Annotated in this window: 19 protein-coding genes and 3 other annotated features; of the genes, 4 read left to right on the plus strand and 15 right to left on the minus strand. The window is 34.5% G+C overall.

Annotated features, from left to right (window positions below; all coding sequences use genetic code 11):
* Positions 1–46: 46 nt before the first annotated feature.
* The 8 genes from QRE67_RS13695 to QRE67_RS13730 form a co-directional block, all read right to left on the minus strand.
* A complete protein-coding gene (locus QRE67_RS13695) occupies positions 47–1,675 on the minus strand; it encodes an ABC-F family ATP-binding cassette domain-containing protein (RefSeq protein ID WP_286120709.1) in 1,629 nt (542 codons plus the stop codon).
* A gap of 220 nt (positions 1,676–1,895) precedes the next feature.
* Complete coding sequence (locus QRE67_RS13700) at positions 1,896–3,068, minus strand: GNAT family N-acetyltransferase (RefSeq protein ID WP_286120710.1); 1,173 nt, start codon at positions 3,066–3,068, stop codon at positions 1,896–1,898.
* A gap of 257 nt (positions 3,069–3,325) precedes the next feature.
* The gene (gene aroA, locus QRE67_RS13705) at positions 3,326–4,612 is read right to left on the minus strand and encodes a 3-phosphoshikimate 1-carboxyvinyltransferase (RefSeq protein WP_286120711.1); all 1,287 of its coding nucleotides are present in this window, start codon (positions 4,610–4,612) and stop codon (positions 3,326–3,328) included.
* Positions 4,613–4,630: 18 nt separating this feature from the next.
* A complete protein-coding gene (gene tyrA, locus QRE67_RS13710) occupies positions 4,631–5,731 on the minus strand; it encodes a prephenate dehydrogenase (RefSeq protein ID WP_286120712.1) in 1,101 nt (366 codons plus the stop codon).
* Complete coding sequence (hisC, locus tag QRE67_RS13715; protein WP_286120713.1) at positions 5,724–6,824, minus strand: histidinol-phosphate transaminase; 1,101 nt, start codon at positions 6,822–6,824, stop codon at positions 5,724–5,726. Before hisC ends, tyrA begins: the two co-directional genes overlap by 8 nt.
* Before the next feature lie 17 nt (positions 6,825–6,841).
* Positions 6,842–8,014: a chorismate synthase gene (gene aroC, locus QRE67_RS13720; RefSeq protein ID WP_286120714.1), complete on the minus strand. Its 1,173-nt coding sequence runs from the start codon at positions 8,012–8,014 to the stop codon at positions 6,842–6,844.
* A 53-nt stretch (positions 8,015–8,067) separates the two neighbouring features.
* Positions 8,068–8,301, minus strand: a binding site (T-box leader).
* A 9-nt stretch (positions 8,302–8,310) separates the two neighbouring features.
* A complete protein-coding gene (locus tag QRE67_RS13725; RefSeq protein WP_286120715.1) occupies positions 8,311–9,387 on the minus strand; it encodes a bifunctional 3-deoxy-7-phosphoheptulonate synthase/chorismate mutase in 1,077 nt (358 codons plus the stop codon).
* 140 nt (positions 9,388–9,527) lie between these two features.
* Positions 9,528–9,760: a binding site (T-box leader), on the minus strand.
* 55 nt (positions 9,761–9,815) lie between these two features.
* Positions 9,816–10,049, minus strand: a binding site (T-box leader).
* Between the two features lie 145 nt (positions 10,050–10,194).
* Positions 10,195–13,683 (minus strand): DUF4020 domain-containing protein, encoded by a 3,489-nt coding sequence (locus QRE67_RS13730; RefSeq protein ID WP_286120716.1) that lies wholly within the window; start codon positions 13,681–13,683, stop codon positions 10,195–10,197.
* A gap of 336 nt (positions 13,684–14,019) precedes the next feature.
* On the opposite strand from QRE67_RS13730, the gene QRE67_RS13735 reads away from it, so the two are divergent.
* Positions 14,020–14,457: a YndM family protein gene (locus QRE67_RS13735; protein ID WP_286120717.1), complete on the plus strand. Its 438-nt coding sequence runs from the start codon at positions 14,020–14,022 to the stop codon at positions 14,455–14,457.
* 44 nt (positions 14,458–14,501) lie between these two features.
* Here QRE67_RS13735 and dsdA read toward each other — a convergent pair whose 3' ends face one another.
* The gene (dsdA, locus tag QRE67_RS13740; protein WP_286120718.1) at positions 14,502–15,854 is read right to left on the minus strand and encodes a D-serine ammonia-lyase; all 1,353 of its coding nucleotides are present in this window, start codon (positions 15,852–15,854) and stop codon (positions 14,502–14,504) included.
* 171 nt (positions 15,855–16,025) lie between these two features.
* On the opposite strand from dsdA, the gene QRE67_RS13745 reads away from it, so the two are divergent.
* Positions 16,026–16,580: a helix-turn-helix domain-containing protein gene (locus tag QRE67_RS13745; protein ID WP_286120719.1), complete on the plus strand. Its 555-nt coding sequence runs from the start codon at positions 16,026–16,028 to the stop codon at positions 16,578–16,580.
* Between the two features lie 295 nt (positions 16,581–16,875).
* Here the strand turns inward: QRE67_RS13745 and QRE67_RS13750 are convergent, their stop codons facing one another.
* Positions 16,876–17,397 (minus strand): cysteine hydrolase family protein, encoded by a 522-nt coding sequence (locus QRE67_RS13750; protein WP_286125284.1) that lies wholly within the window; start codon positions 17,395–17,397, stop codon positions 16,876–16,878.
* 608 nt (positions 17,398–18,005) lie between these two features.
* Between QRE67_RS13750 and QRE67_RS13760 the strand changes: the two genes are divergently transcribed.
* Together QRE67_RS13760 and QRE67_RS13765 are read left to right on the plus strand one after the other, a co-directional pair.
* Positions 18,006–18,671: a response regulator transcription factor gene (locus QRE67_RS13760; RefSeq protein ID WP_286120720.1), complete on the plus strand. Its 666-nt coding sequence runs from the start codon at positions 18,006–18,008 to the stop codon at positions 18,669–18,671.
* The gene (locus tag QRE67_RS13765) at positions 18,664–20,103 is read left to right on the plus strand and encodes a sensor histidine kinase (RefSeq protein WP_286120721.1); all 1,440 of its coding nucleotides are present in this window, start codon (positions 18,664–18,666) and stop codon (positions 20,101–20,103) included. The genes QRE67_RS13760 and QRE67_RS13765 overlap by 8 nt, the downstream gene beginning before the upstream one ends.
* 418 nt (positions 20,104–20,521) lie before the next feature.
* Here QRE67_RS13765 and QRE67_RS13770 read toward each other — a convergent pair whose 3' ends face one another.
* From QRE67_RS13770 to QRE67_RS13790, 5 genes are all read right to left on the minus strand, one after another.
* Positions 20,522–21,199 carry an ABC transporter ATP-binding protein gene (locus tag QRE67_RS13770; RefSeq protein WP_286120722.1) on the minus strand — a complete coding sequence of 226 codons (678 nt, stop codon included), beginning with the start codon at positions 21,197–21,199 and terminating at the stop codon, positions 20,522–20,524.
* A gap of 10 nt (positions 21,200–21,209) precedes the next feature.
* The gene (locus tag QRE67_RS13775) at positions 21,210–22,640 is read right to left on the minus strand and encodes an ABC transporter permease (RefSeq protein WP_286120723.1); all 1,431 of its coding nucleotides are present in this window, start codon (positions 22,638–22,640) and stop codon (positions 21,210–21,212) included.
* Positions 22,641–22,938: 298 nt separating this feature from the next.
* The gene (locus tag QRE67_RS13780; protein ID WP_286120724.1) at positions 22,939–24,069 is read right to left on the minus strand and encodes a Ger(x)C family spore germination protein; all 1,131 of its coding nucleotides are present in this window, start codon (positions 24,067–24,069) and stop codon (positions 22,939–22,941) included.
* Positions 24,066–25,169 (minus strand): GerAB/ArcD/ProY family transporter, encoded by a 1,104-nt coding sequence (locus QRE67_RS13785; protein WP_286120725.1) that lies wholly within the window; start codon positions 25,167–25,169, stop codon positions 24,066–24,068. The genes QRE67_RS13780 and QRE67_RS13785 overlap by 4 nt, the downstream gene beginning before the upstream one ends.
* Positions 25,156–26,676, minus strand: coding sequence for a spore germination protein (locus QRE67_RS13790; protein ID WP_286120726.1), 1,521 nt, complete (start codon positions 26,674–26,676; stop codon positions 25,156–25,158). Before QRE67_RS13790 ends, QRE67_RS13785 begins: the two co-directional genes overlap by 14 nt.
* Positions 26,677–26,761: the final 85 nt, after the last annotated feature.

The raw sequence follows: 26,761 nt of genomic DNA on the forward strand, positions 1-26,761 counted from the left end.
AAAACCCTCGCTCTTATAATAAGAGCGAGGGTTTCATGTTTACAGATTATTTTCCTGCGTTGTACATTGCTTCTACTTGCTTTTGAAGCTCTTCGTTTTCTAAGAACTCATCATACGTTGCTTCTTTATCAACGATACCATTTGGTGTTACTTCAATGATACGGTTTGCAATTGTTTGTACGAACTGATGGTCATGAGATGTGAATAGTAATGTACCTTTAAATGCGATTAAACCGTTGTTTAATGCAGTAATAGACTCAAGGTCTAAATGGTTTGTTGGATCGTCAAGAGTTAATACATTCGCTCCGCTTAACATCATTTTAGAAAGCATACAACGAACTTTTTCTCCTCCAGACAATACAGAAACGTTTTTCTTTACTTCTTCACCAGAGAAGAGCATGCGGCCTAAGAAACCACGTAAGAAACTTTCTGATTCATCTTGTGGAGAGAATTGACGTAACCATTCCACTAAGTTAAAGTCACTATTCTCAAAGAACTCAGAGTTATCTCTTGGGAAATGCGCTTGAGATGTTGTAACACCCCATTTGAACGAACCGCTATCTGGCTCCATTTCACCCATTAAGATTTTAAATAATGTTGTCATTGCAATATCATTACGTCCGATAAATGCAACTTTATCACCTTTATTTAAAGTGAAGTAAACATTGTCTAATATTTTTTCACCATCAATTGTTTTTGAAAGACCTTCTACTGTTAATAAATCATTACCTACTTCACGCTCTGGTGTAAATCCAACGAATGGATAACGACGAGAAGACGGTCTAATGTCATCTAATGTAATTTTATCTAATAATTTTTTACGAGAAGTCGCTTGCTTCGCTTTCGATGCGTTCGAACTAAAGCGTGCAATAAAGTTTTGCAACTCTTTTACTTTCTCTTCTTTTTTCTTATTTGAATCTTGTGTTAGCTTTAATGCTAATTGGCTAGACTCATACCAGAAATCATAGTTACCAACATAAAGTTGAATTTTACCGAAATCAAGATCCGCCATGTGCGTACACACTTTGTTTAAGAAGTGACGGTCATGGGATACAACGATAACTGTATTTTCAAAGTTCATTAAGAAGTTTTCTAACCATTGGATTGCTTTTAAGTCCAAGTGGTTGGTAGGCTCATCTAATAATAGAATGTCAGGCTGACCAAATAAAGCTTGTGCAAGTAATACTTTTACTTTCTCTGCCCCTGTTAACTCAGACATTTTTTTATCATGAATGTCTTCACCAATACCTAACCCTTTTAAAAGAATTGCAGCTTCAGACTCAGCTTCCCAACCGTTTAGCTCAGCGAACTCACCTTCAAGCTCTGCTGCACGCATACCGTCTTCATCACTGAAATCTTCTTTCATGTAAATTGCGTTCTTCTCTTGCATTACTTCATATAAACGTGTGTGTCCCATCATAACTGTTTCTAACGCTGGGAACTCTTCGTATTCGAAGTGATTCTGTTTTAATACTGCTAAACGTTCACCTGGCGTAATGTGTACATCACCTGATGATGCATCAATTTCTCCAGATAAAATCTTTAGAAATGTAGATTTACCCGCACCGTTTGCTCCGATTAAACCGTAGCAGTTACCTGGCGTGAATTTTATATTAACATCTTCAAATAATTTGCGGTCCGCAAAACGCAAACTAACGTTACTTACTGTAATCATGTGGTTCCTCCAATTTCAATACTTTTATATACATACTTCACTTACTATAACATATTTAGCCAGTTAAAGGTATATCTTATCATCTTTGTATTTCAGCAACAAAATAAAAAGCACTTTTCTAAATCGTGCTTTTTAGCTTTATATTTAAAGTGCGTGTTCAAAAAGGAGGATACGGAGTGTAGTTGAAACTACATGAGTACCGGACTTTTTGAACATCCTCTTAAAAGAAATCATAAATAAATGGTTGTTGCAATGGAACTAGACTCTCAAACTCTTTTACTTCTTCCTCTGTTCCTGAAAGAAAACCAATTTCATAGAGCTCGGTTGGTCGTTTATAACCAAATAGCGTCGCTGATAAAGCATTAATATTTAACTGAATCCCTTTATTTTGTAGCTTTTCTGCTTCTTCATTACGAACAATATCAACTTTTTTATTTTTTAATACGACCGTCACATTATTCCACGAAGCAAATGAATCTGAAATATGTAACACTACATCATTTTGTTGATTTCCCCAAACAAATGCATACTGCTTAAAAAATTGCTCCACATCCACAATTCGAACCATAAAATATGGTATGACTTCAGCCTTAACTCGCGGCTCCTGCAAAGTATAAAGTAACGGTTCTTTTTCATGTGTAATGAGTTTGATCTCTTTAATCATCGAGTCATGCTGACAAATAAAATTCCATAATCCGTTTCTCGCTTCATTATTTAATGGAATAAATTCTTCTATTTTCATTTTCGAATCTTTTATTTCATATAACATATACCCGGTTAGGTCATTTTCTTCGTTATAATAAACCGCTGCAGTTAGATCGTGATAAATCGACTGGATCCACCAATCTCGGCTTCTGACTAACATGCCAGCAAAACGTTTTGCAAATTGTTCATATAATCCTTCAATTTCTTCTATATGTGAATCTTTATTGTAGCGCTTTACTGTTCCTTTAACATGCTTATGCACAACTAAATCTGTTTTTGTCAGCGAACAGATTAGACGATTCGCAAAAAGTTCCCACCCATACTTTCGATAAAATGAAACTGCGAATGGATGCAGCATTGATACACTATATCCATCTTTCTTCATCGTTTCTAACCCATGTTTTAATAGCTCTTTTACATATCCACTTCTTCTATATTCTGGATATGTCGCTACACCGGCAATTCCACCCATTTTCAATGTTTCATCACCTATATTTATTTCTAGCGGAAGGAGGTGTAGTTTTGCTGCAAGTTGCTCCCCTTCCATAATTCCAAATAATTGATGATGTTCTTTCATAAGTGTAAGACGGTTTTCAAGTTGATCTTCTGGTACTTTATATTGAAAGGCATATTCCGATAATGCTATTGCTTCTCGATATTGGTTTTCTGTTAGTTGAATTACTTTCATTTTTTATTCTCTCCCCTTAATGAAATAAACATTAAACTACACAATCCAAGCACCTCTTGTAACTTAATATGAATTCCACCTTTCCCTCGCCTATCCCTTCTTTATATATACAATTTTTACTTAGCTTGTATTTGACACTATATACATAACTTTCATTTTTTAAAAGTTATGAGCACAACGCAAAAAGGGATTGAATGAATTGTCCCCAATCCTTAATCCCCTTTACTTTACATTTAGTTCTAGCATCTCTCATTCATTTATTGCAATTTTTCAAGTTCCTCAAAAAACGTCGGATACGACACCTCAACAGCTCCAGCATCTTCAATGACAGTCTCACCGTCAGCTATTGCTCCAGCTATCGCCAGCATCATACCGATTCGGTGATCACCATGACTATTTACACTGTTTCCTTTTAATGAAGGCTTCCCATAAATAATCATTCCATCTTCTGTCGCTTCAATACGTGCTCCTAGTTTTGTTAATTCTGCGACGACTGTATCAATTCGGTTTGTTTCTTTCACTTTTAGCTCATGAGCATCTTTTATAACTGTTACTCCTTCTGCTTGCGTTGCTGCAAGAGCGATGATCGGAATTTCATCAATGAGGCGTGGAATTATATCACCACCGATTTCGATTCCTTGTAGTGATGATGTTTCAATCGTAATGTTCGCAGCAGGTTCTGCAGCATCCTGATTAATAGGTGTTATCTCTAGGTTAGCACCCATTTTTGTAAGAACATCAATAATCCCTGTCCGTGTTGGATTGATTCCAACATTTTGTAATACGAGTTTACTGTTTGGGATAATCGCCCCAGCTACTAGGAAAAATGCCGCTGAAGAAACATCTCCAGGTACTTGTATATGAGTTCCGGTTAGCGTTTGTCCGCCTTCGATTGCAACTGTTGTTACCTCACGGTTTACTTTCACTCCAAATGCACCAAGCATTCTCTCTGTATGGTCTCTCGAAATATGCGGTTCTGTAACAGTTGTTACACCTTGTGCAGTAAGTCCTGCTAACAATATAGCTGATTTCACTTGTGCACTAGCTACAGGTGAAATATAGTCAATGGCCTGTAAATTTCCGCTCCTAATTGTAAGTGGTGTAAACGTTCCATCCTCTCTTCCATCAATCATTGCTCCCATAAGCTGAAGTGGCTTTGTCACACGTTTCATTGGTCTTTTCCCAATTGAAGAATCTCCTTGTAAGCACGAATGGAAAGATGTATTCGCAAGTATCCCAAGCATTAATCGTATTGTTGTACCTGAATTTCCGACATCTAAAACGCACTTTGGTTCTTGCAGTCCTTCTAATCCCTTTCCAATTACTACTACTTCATCACCACTTTGTGAAATTTCTACTCCCATTTCTTTGAAACAAGCGATTGTACTTAAACAATCTGCACCAGGTAAAAAACCTTTGATTGTCGTTCTTCCTTGTGCGATTGCCCCAAACATCACTGCCCGGTGTGAAATTGACTTGTCGCCTGGAATTGTAATTGTTCCTTGTAATCCATCTTTTACTTTTCGTATCGTTTCTGTATTCACAGTTACACCTTCTCCCTGTTACATTGTTTCATATGTTTGATACTGTGCTTTTTGTAATGATTTCGTTCCCTTCGTACGATCTTCTGCTGTTTGAAAACTAATGCGCAACACACCAAGTAATCCTTCTCGTGCTTCGATAATTTGTAAGTTTGTAATACTAATTTCTTCTTGTGCTAAGATACTTGTAATATGAGCTAACGCCCCTACTTTATCTAGGACATCAACGTATAAGTCATGATAAGCTGGAATCGCACCACTTTTACGAACGGGTAAAGAATCACGATATTCTTTCGCATTCGCAAAGTAGTCGTGTAATGAGTCAGCATCTCCGTCAGCAACCGTCTGATGCAGTTCTTTCATTTCAACAATCCAGTCTTCTAATAGTTCTAACAAATGATTTCGATTTTGTTTTACAATGTCACTCCACATTTTCGGGCTACTCGATGCAATGCGCGTAATATCTTTAAATCCCCCTGCGGCAAGCATATGAATAAGCGGATTATCACCCGCACATTTTTCAACTTGCTTCACTAATCCTGCGGCAATTAAGTGTGGGAAATGACTGACAATACCCGTTACATAATCATGTTCTTCCGTATTTAATACAAGAAAATGCGAACGTGTTCCTTTTAGCCATTCCTTTAGTTCTTCTACTCTTTCAATTGGTACATGGCTCATAGGTGTTAAAATGTAATATGCATTTTCAAATAAATGAGCTTTCGCACTTTCAACACCTGTTTTATGAGAACCTGCCATCGGATGCCCACCAATAAACGCAACGCCACTCGGAAACAACAATTCCGCCTCATTCATAATTTTCCCTTTTGTGCTCCCCACATCTGTAACGATGACATCTTCACGTAACTTATATGAAGCAAGTTTTCGTAATAACTTTGTTGTTTCTTCAACAGGAGATGCAAAAATGATTAGATGTGCCTCTTCACAAGCTGTCTTTAAGTCCAGCGCAATTTCATCAATTACCTGTAACCGTTTCGCTCGTTCCACTTGTTCTATATGAATATCATAGCCAGTAATGGTAACGTCATGTTCTCGCTTAATAGATAGAGCAAGCGAACCACCGATTAATCCAGTACCAATTAATACAACTTTTTTACACATGTGCCTCATCTCGAAACCTGTTTCTTCTATTAGTAAAGTGTTGTTTTAACACTGAAATCACTCCTTCATTTTGCTCACTTGTACCAATTGTGATGCGAACACCGTTCGGAAATGGACGAATGATATATCCTGCATGTGCACAAGCCTCATAAATTTCTTGTGCATCGTCTACTGGTAAAAAGATAAAGTTCGTTTGAGATGGATAAAAAGGAATCTCATTCTCTTTACAAAAACGTTCATACTGCTCTAAACCTTCTCGATTTGCGCGAACAATCTTTTGTAAAAATTGGTCATCCTTCCATGCAGTTCCTGCTGCTTTTTGTGCAAGTGATGAAACATTAAACGGCAGACGAACAACATTTAATTTCTCGATTATTTCTTCATTTCCAATTGCATAACCAACCCGGAATGACGCTAACCCATAGGCTTTAGAAAATGTTCGTAATATAAGAAGATTTTTATGTTTCTTCAACAGTGGAATCGTATCCGGAAAATCACGCGCTGTGACATATTCGTAGTACGCTTCATCGATTACAACGAATGTTCCCTCGTTGATTCCCTTCATAAATTCACTTAATTTTCGCTCATTCACATATGTGCCTGTCGGATTATTCGGGTTACAAATCCAAACGATTTTTGTTTTTTCATCTATAGCTACAGTAATATCCTCTAAGTCATATACTCCGTTTTGCAGTGCAACTTCCTTCACTTCGCATCCTTCAATAATCGCGTGATGACGATATTGCGGGAATGTTTCCCTAGCCGCAACAATATTATCTCCTTGGCAAAGCATCGTACGGCTAATAGTTTGAATCACTTCATCCAATCCGCTACCACATAAGATCTGCTCTTTCTTAATATGTAGTTTTTCAGCAATGGTTTGGCGCAATTCAACTGCGGACCCATCTGGATATAAAGAAGGATTATTCCACGCTTCTTGTAAACCTTCCATAACAAGCGGCGAGCAGCCAAATGGATTTTCATTTGATGCTAATTTTACAAATGAATGGGCACCGTATGCTTCTTGCATTTGTTTTGCTGATTTACCTGGTTTATATGGCTGCAGTGCCTTTAATTGGTCTTTTACTTTCATTGATATCCATCCTTTATTTAAAATTCTTTCGCATACTTGTTATGCTGAGCAATATTTTGTGAGAGCAATTCCATACGATCTTTTCCAAATTGCTCTACTAACGCATCTGCAAGCTCCCAAGCAACAACAGCTTCCGCAACAACACTTGCTGCTGGTACTGCACAGCTATCAGAGCGTTCAATACTCGCTTGGAAAGCTTCTTTCGTCTCGATATCAACACTTGCAAGCGGTTTATACAATGTAGGAATTGGCTTCATAACCCCCCGTACAACAATTGGCATTCCTGTTGTCATACCACCTTCTAATCCACCTGCATTATTTGTTCTTCTTGTATAACCTGTTTCCTCGTCCCACAATATTTCATCATGTACGGCACTTCCAGGTTGTCTCGCCGCCTCAAATCCAATCCCAATTTCAGCACCTTTAAAAGCATTAATACTCATGATAGCTGACACAAGCTTAGCATCTAATTTACGGTCATAATGAACATAACTTCCAACACCGATTGGCATTCCTTCGGCGATTACTTCCACAATACCACCAATTGAATCCCCGTTACTTTTTGCAGTATCAATTGCATCCATCATCGCTTGCTCTATCTTTTTATCTAAGCATCTTACTGGTGAATTTTCTGAGATTGATTGCACTTCTTGCAAAGGTATATTGTTTATAACATTTGCTTTTATACCACCAATTTCAAGTACATGACCGGCAATATGAACACCTAATTCTTTTAAAATTTGTTTTGCAACTGCACCTGCCGCTACCCTCACTGTCGTTTCTCTAGCAGAAGAACGCTCCAATACATTACGTATATCACGATGCCCATATTTAATCGCACCATTTAAATCTGCATGTCCAGGGCGCGGTTTTGTAATTGTTCGTTTCATTTCTTTACTTTCTTGCTCTGAAATGGGTTCAGCTCCCATCACTTTTGTCCAATGTTTGAAATCGTCATTTTTGACAATTAATGTAATCGGCGAACCAAGTGTAACGCCATGACGTACTCCGCTTACAATTTCCACTGTATCGGTTTCAATTTGCATACGTCTCCCGCGACCATGCCCTTTTTGTCTTCTTAATAATTCTGTATTGATTTGTTCTGCTTTTAAAGATAAGCCTGCAGGTACACCTTCTAAAATAACTGTTAATTGTGGACCATGTGATTCTCCAGCTGTTATATATCTCATTTTCGTTACCCCTTTATGATTTTTATATACAAAAAGTCCCTACTGATGCATTCAGTAGGGACGATTGTGATCGCGGTACCACCCTAGTTGTAAACGATTTCTGTCTACCTCTTTTTCTTTCTAACGATCTATTAGACCGTCTTTCCCTTCATAAAGACCGTTGCCTTTACTACGAAAAAGATGCTCTAGGGTTGTAATTCATGCTTATCTTTGTACTGATTCACACCATCCATCAGCTCTCTATAACAGGAAGATAAGTACTACTGAATCCCTTTCCACGCCTATTGAATATTAAATTAGGATAATTTATTTTTGAAACCTTTTAGCTCTTCCATGAATCTGTGGAATTCTGGAATATCCATTTGCTGTGCGGAATCGGATAATGCAACCGCTGGATCTGGATGTACTTCTGCCATTACCGCATCTGCTCCGATTGCAAGTGCCGCTTTCGCCGTTGGTAATAATAAATCTCTGCGTCCTGTTGAATGCGTTACATCAACAATAACTGGTAAATGTGTTTCTTTCTTTAAAATTGGTACAGCAGAAATATCTAACGTATTACGCGTTGCTCTCTCGTATGTGCGAATGCCGCGTTCACATAATATAATTTGATCATTTCCTTGTGCAATAATGTATTCTGCTGCATTTATGAATTCATCAATCGTTGCTGCTAAACCACGTTTTAATAACACAGGTTTATTCACTTTACCAACCGCTCTTAATAAATCGAAGTTTTGCATATTACGAGCTCCAACTTGAATCACATCAACGTAATCAAGAGCCATTTCTACATCATTTGGATTTAAAATTTCACTGATAATTGCTAAATCGAACTCATCGGCTACTTGGCGTAAAATTTGTAATCCTTCTACACCTAAACCTTGGAAATCATAAGGTGATGTTCTCGGTTTGAAAGCACCGCCGCGCATTAATTTTAAGCCTTGCTTTTTCATCGCCTGAGCTACTTGGCGAACTTGGTCTAGACTTTCAACTGCACAAGGTCCCATGATGAATGTTTGTGTTCCATTTCCTAACAATTCACCTTTTACATCAACAATTGTATTTTCTTGTTTCTTTTTACGAGAAACAAGTAACGCTTTACGGTTATCATCTTCTTGCAGTTCCAAGCTCGCTTGGAAAATTGTTTTGAAGATATGCTGCACAGTTGATGTTTCGAATGGTCCTTCATTATGTTCTGCAATCATATTCAGTACTTCACGCTCACGCACAGGATCAAAACGTTTTGTACCTTGCATTTGCTTCTGTTCCCCAATTTTTTGAACAATTCTGCCTCGTTCGTTCAACAGTTGTAATAACTGTAAATTGATTTCATCCACCTGTTTACGTAATTGTTCTAATTCATGATTTGCCATTTTAAAAATCCTCCTTTTAATGTGTAAAAAATATGATAAGAGAATGAAAATTCCCTATTTTCTGAATTGACGTTTTACAAAAAATCAATATGAGAACGATACCGCTATTAAGTGTACAAAAAATCCCTACTGATGCACTCAGTAGGGACGATATTTATCGCGGTACCACCCTAATTGTAGACGAACTCATCTACCTCTCTTCACTGTTAACGATCATTCGACCGTCTTTCCCTTCATAAAGACCATAGTCTTTACTACGAAAAAGATGCTCCAGGACTGTAATTCACATTTGTCTATGTACTGATTCGCACCAACCATCAGTTCTCTGTTACAGGGAAACAAATACTACTTCTTTTCCTTTCATTGCATACCATATTTAATTTTCGAATTGGACCGCAAATATACAAAAAGTCCCTACTGATTCACTCAGTAGGGACGATATTTATCGCGGTACCACCCTAGTTGTAGACTGATTCGTCTACCTCTCTTCACTGTTAACGATCAATTGACCGTCTTTTTCCTCATAAAGAATTCATCATCTCTAATCCGAAAAAGATGCTCCAGGACTGTAATTCATGTTTATCCCTGTACTGATTCGCACCAACCATCAGCTCTCTGTTACAGTAAAATAAGCACTACTGTGATCCCTTCATCACTTTTAATTTATTCACATGTTTGTGTGATTTAAGTAAGTATGCTTCGTATTATAGAATGCTTCTTTAAAGACTGTCAATACCTTTTTATTTATTTTTCGATTTTTTCCACTCTTGTCCTGTTTTTTATACATGACAAATTCATTAATCAATCTTATAAATTCGTCATAATAATCCCAATACGAATCATTTCATTTTGAATGGCTACTAACAAGTTTTCATCTGCTTTATTCTCTGTTAACAATTGTTTTATCTCTACAATTTCATTTTCAAAAGAGCTTGCATCTTGAAGGTTTTGTAATACCATAAATAAAACTTTCGCATATGCTTCTACATCACGCTTCATATTCTCTCTCTTTGCAAGAATAGCCGAAAATAATTGTTTTGTTTCTTCCTGTTCGTAAAGTTTTGAAGCTTCCGGAAAACAAGTAAGAATCGCTTGCAGTCCTCTTTCTGCAACTTCATCCATACATAATACAAACCGTAAAAACATGACGTACTCTCTACCTGTTATGACGCTCATTTTTGGACGTTCCATTAAAAATCCAGCTAACCAAGCTTCCCAAAATTTTTGCTGTTCTCTCACACTTAATGTGTTCACGTAATAACATAGGTGCTCCATAAATTGGATTTTATCATTTTCTTTTTCCTGAATAAAAAGTGGATATAACCAGTCGGTACGCTGCTCCCAATACAATACACATTTAATAAAAACAAAGCTCAGCCACTTTAAAAACACTTCTTTTGTATGTGGATTTAACAAATACAAATGTTCAACTGCATACTTAATATATCGCTTCATCTCTGTAAATAAAGGTAAATTAATTTGTGTGTACCCAAGCCCTGCCCATGCATATTTCATTTCTTCCGTTTGTTGTTTCAAATCCAAGTAAGGAAGAAGGTGCTTACGACACCACTGCTTTTCAATATGATATAAAAAGGTTACATCCGCTGTTAATCTAGCAAACATTAAATTTGTACTTTGAGATGATGTTCGCATTTGTTCTTCGAATAAAAATAAATATTCATGAATATTCCGATCGTATAAGTGATCATACGCTAATAGTTTTAATAACACCGATGTCATTTTTCCAACTGGGTGCTGGATGGATTCATTATAAAAGTCCTGTTCTGCAATCTTTCTTTTCGCATCGCCTTTCATGACATGTGGAAAGAAAGAAAAAGAAAAACGTTTCACAGCGCGAATACTATCCTCTTGAAACTCTTCTAACCGATTGCTAATTTCATATAAAAAACCGCTAATTAACCAATGATACGATGTATTTCGCACAAATTGTTGCAGAATTGGCATGATTTTTTGTAACTGCTCATTCGTAAGCCTCCGATTATTTCGCCATTCTCGTATACATACAAACCATACTTCCTTACTTACATTACTCTCCGCTACAAGCTGATAGGCAAGCGAAATACTCCATTCCGTATTCAATTTACAGGCCTTTGATAACATTTCTAAAAAATGACGCTGTTCAAACATACCGTCATGAGAAAAGAGAAGGACTTGTTTCACAATTTCTTTCTCTTTCAATTGCAATAATCCATCCGCAGTTACATTGCATGTAATACTTTGCACTGCTGTCTCTTCTTGTTGATTGGCGTACCGATCAGAAGAATAATGAGGGTGAGTTTGTTTCATAACTTTATATGCTTGTTTTGTACAAACACTGTCTGGATCACAATGATATAGCCAATCCATTACATTACACGCATCAACAGCCCTTTTTTGAGTAAGTTGTTCCATAACCACTTTTACAATTTCTTGTTTTGTTATTTCTGAAGCAAGTGCATAATGCATCTTTAAAAACTGGAATACCTCATGCTTGTATGAAATATGAAAAAGCAATTTTTGTTGTAGCAACCATTTTATTTTTTCATTTACCGCTATAAAAGAATTTTTACTCATCGCATAAATAGCAAGTCGTTTTTGTAATATACTATCCACTTCCAACATTTGCGAGATATAATAACTTGCTTTCTGTTCATTCTGTTCACAAAAATATGTTAGACAATCTTTCACAATTCGAATTAAAAATGTAAAATCCTTCGGCTGCAAATCATGCTCTGAAAATTCTACCGTATTGTACAAAGCACCATCTTTCTTATGCAAAGCTCGCTGTCTTAACGCTAACATTTGTAGCTTTTCTAATCCCATTACCATAATAGGATCGGCAAAATAGGATATGTACGGCTTCATTTTTCCATCCCAAATCCGTTGGATATATGAAAAAACGGGGACAGGTAAACGGCTTGTTTCTTCTAATTCAATTGAATCCTGCATATCATTTTCCCATCTTCTCACCCGTTTTAATTTGATCTTCCCATCTAAAATAAACGTCAGTAATAAGACACTAATTTCTTTATGTTCAGGAAAAGAACATTTCTGTAACAAGTATGAAACCTGTTCAATAGAAATGCTATTTTTTTTTGCTGTCTCTAGCAAAAGTAATGTCCATTTTGCGAATAATAAAGGTTCAATCGGCTCTTTCGTTGCGGTCAAATATGTACAAATTGTCCTCCATAACAGAGAAGATATTTTCGATTGATTATTATAAATAAGCTGAAATAATTCTTTTTGATGACTAAAAAGAAATTGCCGTACAAGCCATTCTGCAAGTAATTCATCCTCTTCCTGATATGTAGATGAAGCCAAAAATAAATTTTGAAGTTCCCCTTCTTTTTCGAGCCATTCTACCCATTCATAATCTGCGGCAAATTCAATAAAATAGCGCAGTGTTTCAATTTTTTTAACCGATTGTTTGATATATGATAGTTGTTCTTGTTCAACAGAAGGTGGGACTGTTACAATATCACGAATCCGCATTCGTTTTGTAATATAATTATCTCCCATTAACTCAGCCCACCGTTTGACTGCTTTTACAAGCGATTGATGGTTATTCATTTTGTTCGGATAAACAATAGGTCTTACTCCTAAATGCTCCCAATGATATGTATTTTCCCCTTGTGCAACAAAAGCATAACGTCTCGTGCTTGGTGGTAAACCTGTCGCTAAATATTTCATTACTGGGTCATTATGACTGTATCCGATAAATAAAACGGTATAGTTTGAAAATAAATCAACTAAAAAACGTCTCGCCCAACCTTCTGTTAAGTAAGCCCTTCCAAAGTCACCATCCGTTAATATTAAGTTCTCCTTTTCTTGCTCTACATTGCCATGTATGTATGCCAAACCTTTAAATGCTCTCCCTGTAGGAAGTGCAGGTGCGTAATATATATTAATATCTCGATCCATTTCCCCAATAACAGTTGTAAAATGCTGATCGAAGTTTGTTGTAACGATACGAACATCTATATCATTTGAAAAAAGCCGAGGAATCGCATAGTGTAATGGATTCGGCTTAGAATTTTTCAAATCGACAAGGTCTTGTGCTACTTGGTGTACATCTTTTGTCTTGGCAACTTTTCCAAGATAATAATCATGCGGTTCTGTTATTTCACGTTTTTCCACATATACAGCTTCCGCAATTTCATCAACTAAATCATCAAAATTTGGTAAGTTTGATTTGCCTTTCATAGAAACCCCTGCTCCGACAAATAATACAAGCTTCCCTTGCTCAAGATTATCAAATAGTTCATCTGGAATTTCTACTTCTGAAGTAATCCACATCCGTATCCCTCCTTACCTAAAAATGTTAAACACTCTCATTTTACTATAACATTTTTTGCCTATTTTTTTAATATTTTGACAAGATGTGGAACATGAAAAAATTTTATCCCGTTATTCGCGGGCAGTAATACCCCATCTCAAAATTCAGCGAAAAGCAAAAACTGCCCGTAAAAGCCCCGATTGGTGAGGGCTAATAATCAGTGGGGGATGAAGAAAATCCCCATTGATTACAGTTTCATTTTATTTGAATGACCTCTTAATCATATACAAATTGATATGAAACGTATGAATTTCTTGTTTTTTACCAAAGCTATGTAGAAAAGAGAGGTGTACACGTTGAGAAACATTACAGTGTTACTTATTAAATTCATTTCTTGCATCATTGCTTTTGCTATCGGACTGGATTTATTTTTTGATGCGACGATTGTTGATGTTGTTTCCTTCAGTCTTTTCGTAACAATCGTTTCTTTCATGTTTGTTGATAAAATTATATTAGAGCGCATTGGAAACAATGGTGCCATAATGACCGATTTCTTACTTACGTATTTAAGTGTATGGATTTTCGGAAATATTTTATTAGACAATTATATGCAGATTGCATGGGGCAGTATCCTTTCTGCTAGCATCTTTACGCTTTCTGAAGTATTTGTTCATCGATTCTCTAAAACTCATGAACAAAATAGAAATGAAAGAATTAATATGAATGGCCGATTCGCATATGGAACAGAATTTGCTGAAGAACAAAATATTTTGGATAAAGACAAGAAAAAATAAGAAAAGAAGGACGTCCTCCTGTTACGAATGACGTCCTCCTTTTATTATTTTCTCGATAATTTTAAACCTTTTTTATAATATTCCATCATCATTTCTTTGGGTACCATGCTACCACCAGTAGCCCAAATAATATGTGTAGCATTGCTTAATTCCCCCTCTAAATTACAATTATATAAATAGTTAATTCCTTCTTTATATAATTTAGTTGGACCTATCATACCTGCTAATGCAGAAGGTTCTAAATATATGTCCTCCGTATCAGCTAGTTCCTTTAGTAACTTATACAACTCCTCATCGCTAACCGTATAAGATCCACTTAAGAAAGGTTCCATGATTTTACCAACAAATCCGGAAGGTCTTCCCACAGCAAGACCATCTGCGTCTGTTACATTATCAATACCGCAATCTTGTACAGAAATTTTATCATGAAGTTCCGTCATTAAACCAAGCAACATACATGGAGAGTGAGTAGGTTCTGCAAAGAAAATGTGTACATGATCTTGATATAATAATTTCAAACCAAATGCTACCCCACCTGGACCACCACCTACTCCACATGGAAGATAAACAAATAAAGGATGGTCTTCATCTATTGTTACTTGTAACTCTTCTAATTGTTTTTTCAATCGTGAAGCTACCACTGCATATCCTAAAAATAGATGGTGCGAATTCTCATCATCAATGAAATAGCACATAGGATCCCCTTCTGCTTGCCTTCTTCCTTCCTCTACTGCCTTACTATAATCCGCTTCATATTCAATAACTGTGACATTTTTACTTCGAAGTAACTCTTTTTTCCACTGTTTTGCGTCAGCAGACATATGAACAGTCACATTAAATCCTAACTTTGCACTCATGATGCCAATACTAAGCCCTAAATTCCCCGTTGAACCTACTGCAATTGAATATTGTGAAAAGAAAGTGCGAAACTCCTCACTATCTAAAATCGAATAATCATCTTGTTCAGTTAATAAATGCTGTTTAAGAGCTAAATCTTCTGCATGTTTAAGAACTTCATAAACTCCACCTCTTGCTTTAATAGACCCTGAAATCGGAAGGTGACTATCACATTTTAGCAATAATTCACCTAATATATGTTGTTCGTACTCTTGTTCTAAATGTTGTTTCATAGAAGGAATTGTTACTAAAGGAGATTCAATGATTCCATTCATGTCTTTTGTTTCAGAGAAAACATTCGCGATATATGGAGCAAAACGTTCTAATCTCTCCTCAGCGTCCTTTACATCCTCTTTAGTAAGCGGAGACTTTTTAATTCCTATTTCAAACCCTTCTTTATTAGGATTGATCCAAAACACCTCATCCATCACCATGAGTTTTTTTAGTAAAGGGTGTTTCTCTTTTAATATTTGTATAGCTTTGCTGTCAACCTTATTCATTTATATAGTCCCCCTTCTTCATTCTTACTAATGCATGTTATCATTTTAAAATTTAATTTTATTTATTATAATTAAATTGAGTTTAACACACGAAACACAATTATTAAATATATATTAATTTAATTTAATTAAATTAAACTCTATAATGATTCATTTAAAAGGAGAATAAACATGAACGATATAAATGTCGGCCAAAAAATAGCAGCATATCGAAAAGACCAAGGCTTGAGTAGTCGAGAACTAGCTACATTAGTCAATGTAACCCCTTCAATGTTAAGTCAAATTGAAAAAGGATCAGCAAACCCATCCCTGCAAACTCTTAAATTAATATCTGTAGCATTAAATATTCCTATGTTTAATTTCTTCTTGGAAGATACAAGTGCACAAAGTTTAGTTGTAAGGGCTGACCAACGAAAAAAAATCAACTTTCCTGAAAGTGAAAATTTATCATACGAATTATTATCTCCCGATTTAACTGGATCCCTTGAACTGGCCCTTATGACTTTATCGCCTCAGTCTTCTTCTTCCGAAAAATTAATGGCGCATAAAGGGGAGGAGATATCATTTGTTTTAGAGGGAACTGTTACTCTATATTTGAACCACGAGATATTAACTTTACATAAAGGTGATAGTGTGAAAATCCCTTCTTATATGAAGCATAAATGGGAAAATCCATACAAAAAGAAGGCAGTAGTCATCTTTGCAATAACCCCTCCTACTTTTTAATTCTTTATCAATTGAGTTTATTTTATTTCTAATTTAGTTGGCATATGAAAAGGTATTATGTTAATGCGTAAATTATTATAGATATAAGGGCCACTGTAAATTTTTATACAAAAAATTCTTTTATATGTAGAAATAAGCGATCTTTTCTAGGAGTTTCTCCTAGAAAAGATCGCTTACATTTCGTCAAAACATACTCAGAACTATTTATTACCACTAACTGCTGTAAAATTGAATATTCATCTATCCAAGAATTAATTACTTTCCCCTTCAGTACAGTCTTACATATGTAGCATTTCTAATTTAGCCTTAAATCTTTTAAATCTACTATATCCGCAAACGAACCTAATACTTTATTATGGTGTAGAACAATCTGTTCTGCACCTAATTGTTCGGAATCAAACGTACTATGCGCATCACGAATAAGCGTCGTTTTATAGCCTTCACTAAAAGCTCTACGTACAGTTGTATCTACACAATATTCTGTTTGTAACCCGCAAATAATAAGTTGTTCAATCTCTTCTTTTTGCAGCACTTCACGAAGATTTGTTTCATAAAAAGAATCCGGTGTTTCCTTTTCAACAATGACCTCGTTTGATACTGGAGCGATTTTAGAATGAATGTGCCATCCACTTTCTCCTTTTTCTAATGGATGTCCTTTTGGTCCATTATGTTGCACGTAAATAACTGGTATATTATGAGAACGACATTGATCAATTACATCACTCAACTTTTCTAGCAATTCTTTACCATGATGTACAGGAACCCCTACTGTATACATTCCTTCTTGCACATCTATTACTATAAGCGCTTTTTTCATCATATATAACTCCCTTCCCTTATATAAAAATATACACATTCATCATAGCATAGAACTTCAATATGGTTCTTCATCATTCACCGCTCCAGTTACCTCTTCTATAAGTGTTACTTTATAACCTTTTTCAAAAGCTGTAATGCTTGTAAATAAACAATAGCGCTCTGTGGTGAATTTCCAATACCTAGTTATCGAATACACCAAAAAAAAGAGAATCAATTTGATCCTCTTTTTTTAGCTATGGAGTGACTATTCAGTGATAAAAATAAAGATGTTATAGAGGGTGTGTGCAATGCATTATATAAATTGTATCAATTTTACTTTTATCACCTTTGTTTTCTTGGGATGATTTTATTGTACGGTCATTATCTGGAGCTACAATGGAGATTATGTAAAGTTTTTGTGGAGATTTTTATAATTATTTTACCATTAACAATTTTGCATCTAATAAAGTAAGAATTATGTTTGTATCCTATCTCTTAAATCTGGAGCTGGTATGAAATAAATATAGTTTTCCTATGAAGTCTCTTTATGGTTTCTATGTATTATATCGAATGCTTCTCCACATAAACTACAGATAACACGGTTATAATGCTACAAGAGGTGATACAATGAGGAACTATCATATTCTTGTAGTAGAAGATGACGAAGAAATTCAAGAATTAATTAAACAGTTTTTAATGACACAAAACTATATTGTTGAAATTGCATCAGATGGATTAGAAGGAATGAAACAATTTAATAAGCAATCCTTTGATTTAATTCTTTTGGATGTGATGATGCCAAACCTTAACGGATTTGAAGTTGCCAAAATGATTCGAAATCAGTCAAATATACCAATTATTATGCTAACTGCGTTAGAAGAAGAACAAGATCAAATGAAAGGCTTTGATCTTGGAATCGATGATTATATTACGAAACCTTTTTCTTTCCATGTTCTGATTAGACGAGTCGAAGCTGTCCTTAGAAGGAGTTATGACCAAAGTACAACGAATCACGTGATTTTCAAAGAATTGCATGTAGATTATGATGCATATAAAGTATATGTACATGACATTGAAATTCCGTTGACTACAAAAGAGTTTGAGATTCTACAACTATTACTTCAGAATGAGAAAAAAGTGCTCCCACGAGAAAGTATAGTGGAAAAAGCTTGGGGGTACGAATATTGTGGGGAAACACGAATTATAGATACACATATTAAAAATATACGCAAAAAATTAGGTATCCCCTACATTAAAACCGTAAAGGGCATTGGGTATAAACTCGATGAATAATATATTGGAAATCATGGGCATAAAGCGTATTACTTATAAACTTTTTCTTGTTACATCCGTTATTTTGCTAGCCTTTGCAGTCCTAATTTATTTAACGTTGTACTTCTTTCTCCCTACATTTTATGAACAGTATAAAACAGATCAGATTCAAACAGGAATAGAAGAAATAATTGATAAATCTAAGGATCTTACGTTTCAAAATGCAATACCCCTTTTTGATGAATACACACAAAAAAATAACGCAATGATCTATCTTCAAAATAATGAAGGAACAATTATTTATTCTCCTTCTTTCTCTTTTATTCAAGGAAATACCCAAGCAAAATTATTTGCTAAAACAACACCCTTAGGGAATTCAGATAACCTGCGCAAATCATATGATATTCAATTCCAAGATGTTACCCTAACGCTCGTAGTGTCCGCGACATTTCAACCTATTGATGAAGCCACGCAGGTCTTGGTGCGTTTCATTCCCTATATTAGTATCATTGTAATTGTTATTGGTGTAGGAAGTGCTTATTTATATTCGAGGTTCATTACAAAACCACTCATTTATATTAATGAGGGAGCACAAAAGATGGCAAACTTGGATTTTTCCGAAAAAATTGAGGTTCGTTCTATGGACGAATTAGGAGAACTATCCAATAGCTTGAATGATATGTCAATTAATTTACAACAAACTATGCTTGATTTACAAAAAGCGAATCAGCAATTAAAAAGCGATATCGAAAAAGAAAGAGAATTAGAAACAAAACGCAGGGAATTTTTTGCAATTGTAGCACATGAATTAAAGACTCCTCTCACTGTTATGAAAGGATACTTAGAAGGGATGATATATAATATTGGCCCGTATCAAAATCGCGATCAATACTTAAAGAAAAATCACCAAATTATTGAAAGTATGGAACAACTAGTTCGTGAGATTTTAAGCATGTCAAAATTAGAACAACATACCTTTAAACTGCAATTGGAAGAAGTAAATCTTTCGGAATTAATTAATACAATCACAAAAGATCTCGGATTTTTTGCTTCTCAAAAAGACATTCAAATGATAAAACAAATTGATTCTGACCTCTTTGTTTATACAGATCGTATTCTTTTAGAAAAAGCTTGTAAAAACATTATTCATAATGCGATTATGTATTCACCGCATGGCGAGGAAGTATATATAAAGCTAACTCAGAATTCAAAACAAAACCACATCCAAATGCAAGTCATCAATACAGGTGTAAAAATTAAAGAAGAAGATATACAACATATCTTCGAACCATTTTATCGAATCGAAAAATCACGAAATCGAAATACTGGCGGGAGTGGATTAGGGTTATATATTGTACAGCAAATTTTCGAAGCCCTTTTTATCATGTATTCTATGAAAAATACAGAACAAGGAGTGCAATTTTTAGTTACCATTCCATTATCCATAAAGTAAACAACAAAAGAGTCTCAATCTCATTTCATCCTATAGAAATGAGATTGAGACTTTTATTTGTTTTTCAATAAATTTACATATTCATAAACACTCAAAATTAAACATAAGTGATGTCATGCCTATTCTTGGCATAACTTCATTTATGTTTAACTCTCATCTTTGAATCTAATCCTAAATTGTTCATATACTCAGAAAGGAACAAAAAAGAGAAAGGGAATATTTATAAGGACCAAAGTAAACGATTAAGTAACAACAGTACATAACAAAAAAAGATTCTATATTTTAAAATATAGAATCTTCAAGCATGTATTATTTATAACTTATGCTCATTCATTGGGAACTTCATTACATTTACCTTCTTATTTTTTATTTAACAGTAGTACCGAAACAAGTTTTACGTTTTTAGTATTCATTTTCCTTATAACTCTTTGATTACTAAATTTCTTTTTTCGAGATACACCGCTTTATCTGATTGTTTCGCCACCTCTTGTGAATGAGTGACTACAATGATACATTTATTTTCTGTATGAGCAAGCTCTTTAAATAACTCGATAATTTCCATGGAAGTTTCTTGATCTAGATTCCCAGTTAGTTCATCCGCAATTAATAAATCTACATTACAAGATAATGCACGAGCAATCGCCACACGCTGTTGCTGACCACCACTAAGCTGTAATACCTTTCTTTTTGCTTCTACTTCTGTCAGCCCTACCTTACCTAATAACTCAAGCGCTCTTTCTTTTTTGTTTTTCACATTGACCCCTGTAATCTCCATTGCGGTGACTACATTTTGAAGAGCGGTCATATACGTAATGAGATTATATGATTGAAAGATAATCGAAACATGTTGGTTTCGATAAGTATCCAAGCCTATCTTCCGTATATCTCTTCCTTTGTATAATACATACCCACCTCTTGGGATATCTAATCCACTTGCTAAACTAAGTGCAGTTGTTTTTCCTGATCCCGATGGTCCTAAAATGGTATAAAAATGTCCTTTTTGAAATGAAAAGTTCACATTATCTAATATGGTAATTTTTTTATTATTACTTTGATAATGGTAATTCAGATTTTTGAACTGTAAAATAGTGTCCATATGTATCCCCCTATTCATCTTTTAATAAAATTTCTTTTGGATTCAATCGAAGAATCGATAATGCTGGAAGAATTGTTGATAAGATTGCGATTCCTAAACCTAATCCTCCTAAATTCAGCACATCTTGAGATGTTACGCTTACATCAATATTATCAATAGGATCCACATCTTGATCTTGATCATTATTCATCCCAAACATCGCAATTGATCCTCCTCGATTATTTGCTTCCTGCTGTTGTCGCTCTTCAGAAGAAGTAACTTCTTTCTGTAATAAACTGTCTCCCATTTTTTGAGATACTGTTCCACCTGTAAATATAGAAATGCCAAATGCTAAAACAGCTATACATAATACTTCTACTAAGAGTTGTCCTATTAATTTCCCTTTTTTCTCACCAATCGCCAGTAAGATTCCTAATTCCCTCCGTCGTTCTTTTATGGTCAACATAATGATCAGACCTAAGATAATGGATCCTGTAATTGAGACTAGGTATACAATCCATTTCGAAGTGGATGCTATATTCTCAATAGGACCTACCATTTTTTGATATAATGCATCATGCGCATCTAGTTTAAATAGATCAAAGTCAATACCTGTTTTCTTTCCCTCTGCTTTAAAAGCATCGATATGATCTGGATCCTTTAAGTAGTAAATGGCTTGATCAATTGGTGTGCCCTTCATATCTTCATTTTCTGAAAATCCTTTCAATGATTCGTACGAAACATATACTTTATTAGATAGATGCATCATCGGCGGTGCCGTTTCCTCAATGCTATTCACATCGGATCTTTTGTAAATCCCTATGATTTCCAATTCTATTACCGATATTTCATCTGATGTTTTGATCTTTAACTTATCACCAACTTGTAGATTGTTATGTTCGGCTAACTGTTCTTCAACTAGGGCCACTTTCTTATTTTTATCTTCTGCTGTTATTGGACGTCCCTTACTAACTTTATACGTTCCTTCTTTAAATTCTTTCAATAGATCAGAAGTTCTCACGCCTTCAATGGATGTATTTGGCATTTTCCTTTGACTTCCATCTACGGATCCAATCATCGCGTTTCCCTCTTTATCATTATTAATAGGTGTATAGCCATCTGCTAAACCCATATCATTTTTTATATAGTTGAAATCTTTTACATATGATGATTTAGCTAACTTATCTGCTTCTTCTGTAGAAATTTCTGGTCGTTGTATTCTTTCATTTGGACGTTCTTCCCTCTGTTTTAATGCGTATTGTTGAAATTTATCTCCATCTAATCCTAGGGTCACGTCAACTCCTAATTTTTTTCTAGCGAGATCATTCGCTGTTTTTGATACATTTTGTATTGCGAATCCTGCTAATACTAAATTAGTAACAACTACAAAAACAGTGAATAAGATAAGAGATTTTCCCTTTCTTGCTTGTACACTTAAAAATGCGCGTTTGATAAAATTCATTTTTATAACCTCCTTGATATCTCTAATTTATAGGACTCATCTGGAGTCTATATGGAGATATCGAGGAGTTTATCTAGAGATATAGAGGAGTTTATCTGGAGAGGTTTTATGTTGTAGTGTTTATTCTTACTATAGTTATTTAAAGATAATAGCCTAGTTACGAAAAAGAACCGAATATTGTCCGGTTCAATTCAATCATTATTTTATAAAACATATTTTTGTCATTGTGAAACACATCCTTTATTCATGGATATTCTCAGTGTACACAACAACAGTATTCTTTGAACCAAAACCATTATCATCTTATAACCCCAATATTTTGGATTTTTATATCTGTAGTAATATGTATATCAGATTTAGATAAAACCTTTACCCAATCTTTTTTTGTCGTTTCCCACTCTTTATATTGATATGCTTTGGCATACATACTTAAACCTAACGGGTCTAGTTCATGCTTTTGCATTTTATTAATAATATTCATTAATTGTTTATTCACTTGTTCTTTTATTTGATGTTCTAATTTTATAGTTTCTTGTTGTTGTTTATTAACAGTCATACTAGATTTAGCATGGGTCCTTTCAATAATGGATAAATCCATGCCTATATCTATATCAAAGTGGAATTTCCCACCTTTATAAGCAACATTGATTTTTCTTTTTGCATTTTCTACTAATGCGGTGACAATTTGATGTTGGTGATTTTTAGAACGATTGAGAGTTATATGAAATATCATACGTCCACGATTGTTCTTGTTATTTAAGAGATTATATAAAGGAACATCTTTCCCGGCCATATGTGTTACATATCTTCCTTTATTATTTAAAAATCCAATGCCTTCTACTCGAATTTTATCTTTTTCTCTTTTAATTAAAGGCATAGTTTGGGTCATTCCTTCTTCATTTTGTTGCCTATTTAATTCTTGAATGCTTGTAGAAACAGTTCTGTTATCATGAATAGAGGAATGTATTAACTTTTTTATATGCATAGGAAGAGAATCACTCTCTTTTACTTTTAAATTAAATATTTCTTTTATTGTCCCATTCACTAATAATATTTGTATATTTGAAGAACTATATGGATCCCGTAAAAGCGGATCAAGTTCATTCACCCAATGATTTTTTTGGGCTAAATTTTTACCCACTAACAGCACTTCCGCTTTTGCTGAAGTCAACAAACCAGTAGTTTTTACATCCATTTTTGAAAACCCACTATACATAGAGGGGGCTTCAACTAATTCCTCTGTAGTATTTTTTCCGTTTTTAGTTTTAAAGAGAGCCGTACTCGTGCCCACAATTAGATTTCCTTCAGGTGCTTTATCAACACCGATTAACAAAATTAAAGAAACATTTTCTAATATCACACGCCCATTACATCCAGAAAGAAAGATAAAACATGTTGATATGATTATATATACCTGTTTTTTTATCATTGGTGTTTCCTCCTGATATGCATGTTGGAGATATGTACATATATATACAACAGTATTGGAATTATTATAAAGAAAATAAGGTTTAATTTATCCGTAAATTCATATACATATATAAATTGATTTGAATTTAATCTAAGGAAAAAGAATATAGAAATGATTATTAGAATGAAACTGATTAGGACTTTGTTATAATGAATTTTTTTAGAAATAGCTGTAACGGAATACGTAGCAAAATATAAATAAGGGATAAATGTAGTAGAAAATACTAATAAATAATAAGAAGTGTAAATGATTTCGAATCTTTCTAAAAATGCAAACCGAATACCTTTCAATAAATAAAACACAGGCCAAATAAGGGTATGCATTCCCTCTGGGCTAAAATGTAAAAAGCATAGAATGGTTACATATAGCATCAATAGCATTGTTAATGTATTCGCTATAATAATTCCTGTAACTGCCTTTTCTTTTTTTTGTAAAAAAGGGTACAAAAAATATGCTATTTCCAACCCGGCATAGGGCGTAATCATTTCTTTTACCCCCTGCAAAACCGGAAACCATCCATGTTTTATTACTGGGAGCAGGTGAAGAGGATAATAACCACTTTTTAACGATAACAAAAGAATTGCAGGTAACATCAAGGTACATAAAAACACAAATTCATTATATCTTGCAATTGCTTGTATGCCATCTCTAGCTAAAATATAAAAGGGAATGATCAACAATATAATAATTTGATAAGAGGGCATGGATGGAAAAATCCATACTTTTACCATATCAATTACTTTTAGTAAAGTATTAACCCCTGCAAAAGCTAAATAAAAACTATATAAGAGTATCATAAGTTTACCTAGCCACTTACCAAAACATTGAATCATTAAATCAAAAAAATTCATGTTTGGATTTTTATTCATAGTGAAAATAATAAGAACTCCAACTATATTTGTAACTATCCACCCTAAAACAATAGAAATCCAACCATCTGTACCAGCAGTAGCTACAACAGTATTAGGCAGTACTAATAGACCAGATGCAGTTTGTATGGAATGAATAAATAAAATATATTGTATAAGTGTTAATCTTGCCATTTTAGGATTGTTCATTAGAATCACCTTTGTTAGATTGTAGGTTTTTCTTTTTCTTTTGTTTTGGATTAGATGCCGATGGACGAGTTGTAAGTAATGGAGTTGGAAAATGAACAAATGCGTTTTTTAAATCCTTTAGTCGGAATGGAGATAGAGGGACGCCATATGGTGTACCAAACGATTTTATCGTAACAATATGTGCGATTAATATCATTGTTCCACTCACAATACCTACAATTCCATAAACATAAGCTAACAGCATCATGGGAAAACGAATGAGACGAATACAACTAGATAAGTCATGATTTGGAACAATAAAAGACGCAATGGCAGTAATAGAAACGATTATCACCATAATATTACTCACAATGCCTGCCTGAACAGCCGCTTGACCAATTACAATACCACCCACAATGCCAATGGTTTGTCCGATAGGCTGTGGTAAGCGTACTCCAGCTTCACGCAGCATTTCTAGAGTGATTTCCATAATTAACGCTTCTATCATAGGAGAAAAAGGTACCCTAACTCTCGATTTTGCGATAGATATATATAAATCTAATGGTATAATTTCAAAATGAAAAGAAACGATAGCAATGTATACGGCTGGTAAAAAAATTGCAATAAAGAAACCTAAAAATCGCAGTAAACGTATGAAAGAGGCAATACTCCAATTAACATTATAATCATCAGGTGTTTGAAAGAACCCTATTAAATTCACAGGAATCACCATTGCAATTGGAGATCGATCAATTAAGATTGCAACTTTCCCATCAAGGATATGATTTGCAATTGCATCTGGACGTTCACTTAATAAACTTTGTGGAAATGGTGTAAAAAGACGATCATTAATGTAATGAGAAAGCTCCCCTATACTAAGAACCGTATCTGTTTGAATTTCTTGTATTCTTGTTTCTGCTTCTTGAATAACAGTATCATTAGCTACGTCTCCTAAATAAATTAAATAGACAGGAATAGTTGCACGTTCTCCTACCAGTAATTTTTTAATTTTTAATTCTACAGAAGGGATATAGCGGCGAATCAATCCTATATTTTTGGAGGCATTTTCTATAAAACCATCATGTGATCCTGTAATAGCACCTTCTGAAACTGGTTCTTGTACTGCCCTTTCAGACCACCCTTTTGTATTAATAACAAGTGCACCTAGCTGTCCATCCATAAATAACACACTTTGTCCTTCTAACAGGCTATCTATAACTTCATTCCATGTAAAAACTTCTTTTGTATATGTCGCAATAATATTAGATTGAAATACCTTATCATCCTCATCTAACCTATGTAGTAATGGATAAATAACATTATCTTTTAATGCAATACCGTCTGTCAGTCCTTCGAAATAATATAATGTTATATGTGTTTCAGTTTTTAATTGTAACGGATGTTCAACTAAATCAGCACTTTGGTCAAATATTTGATTTATTATGTGCTTAATATCAGGTAACTGTGTTGTAGAGATAGGACCATATTGTCTTTTTAATTTTTGAGCGTTTTGTTTAGACAATCTCATTATCTTCACCTGATCCTTCATATAATAAATTCCATAAAGTCCTTATAACTATCTGTAGTATTTTAATTTATTTTGTATATTATTC

Origin of the sequence: Bacillus sp. DX3.1, from assembly GCF_030292155.1 — a bacterium.
Taxonomy (GTDB): Bacteria; Bacillota; Bacilli; order Bacillales; family Bacillaceae_G; genus Bacillus_A.

Excerpts from the sequence above, each read along its gene's own strand:
- QRE67_RS13780 (WP_286120724.1), bottom strand. The coding sequence starts at position 24,069 with ATGATAAAAAAACAGGTATATATAATCATATCAACATGTTTTATCTTT.
- QRE67_RS13745 (WP_286120719.1), top strand. The coding sequence starts at position 16,026 with ATGAACGATATAAATGTCGGCCAAAAAATAGCAGCATATCGAAAAGAC.
- QRE67_RS13765 (WP_286120721.1), top strand. The coding sequence starts at position 18,664 with ATGAATAATATATTGGAAATCATGGGCATAAAGCGTATTACTTATAAA.
- QRE67_RS13790 (WP_286120726.1), bottom strand. The coding sequence starts at position 26,676 with ATGAGATTGTCTAAACAAAACGCTCAAAAATTAAAAAGACAATATGGT.
- QRE67_RS13730 (WP_286120716.1), bottom strand. The coding sequence starts at position 13,683 with ATGTGGATTACTTCAGAAGTAGAAATTCCAGATGAACTATTTGATAAT.
- QRE67_RS13700 (WP_286120710.1), bottom strand. The coding sequence starts at position 3,068 with ATGAAAGTAATTCAACTAACAGAAAACCAATATCGAGAAGCAATAGCA.
- dsdA (WP_286120718.1), bottom strand. The coding sequence starts at position 15,854 with ATGAATAAGGTTGACAGCAAAGCTATACAAATATTAAAAGAGAAACAC.
- QRE67_RS13695 (WP_286120709.1), bottom strand. The coding sequence starts at position 1,675 with ATGATTACAGTAAGTAACGTTAGTTTGCGTTTTGCGGACCGCAAATTA.
- QRE67_RS13750 (WP_286125284.1), bottom strand. The coding sequence starts at position 17,397 with ATGAAAAAAGCGCTTATAGTAATAGATGTGCAAGAAGGAATGTATACA.
- QRE67_RS13760 (WP_286120720.1), top strand. The coding sequence starts at position 18,006 with ATGAGGAACTATCATATTCTTGTAGTAGAAGATGACGAAGAAATTCAA.
- aroC (WP_286120714.1), bottom strand. The coding sequence starts at position 8,014 with ATGAGATATATAACAGCTGGAGAATCACATGGTCCACAATTAACAGTT.
- QRE67_RS13770 (WP_286120722.1), bottom strand. The coding sequence starts at position 21,199 with ATGGACACTATTTTACAGTTCAAAAATCTGAATTACCATTATCAAAGT.
- QRE67_RS13725 (WP_286120715.1), bottom strand. The coding sequence starts at position 9,387 with ATGGCAAATCATGAATTAGAACAATTACGTAAACAGGTGGATGAAATC.
- tyrA (WP_286120712.1), bottom strand. The coding sequence starts at position 5,731 with ATGTGTAAAAAAGTTGTATTAATTGGTACTGGATTAATCGGTGGTTCG.
- QRE67_RS13785 (WP_286120725.1), bottom strand. The coding sequence starts at position 25,169 with ATGAACAATCCTAAAATGGCAAGATTAACACTTATACAATATATTTTA.
- QRE67_RS13775 (WP_286120723.1), bottom strand. The coding sequence starts at position 22,640 with ATGAATTTTATCAAACGCGCATTTTTAAGTGTACAAGCAAGAAAGGGA.
- hisC (WP_286120713.1), bottom strand. The coding sequence starts at position 6,824 with ATGAAAGTAAAAGACCAATTAAAGGCACTGCAGCCATATAAACCAGGT.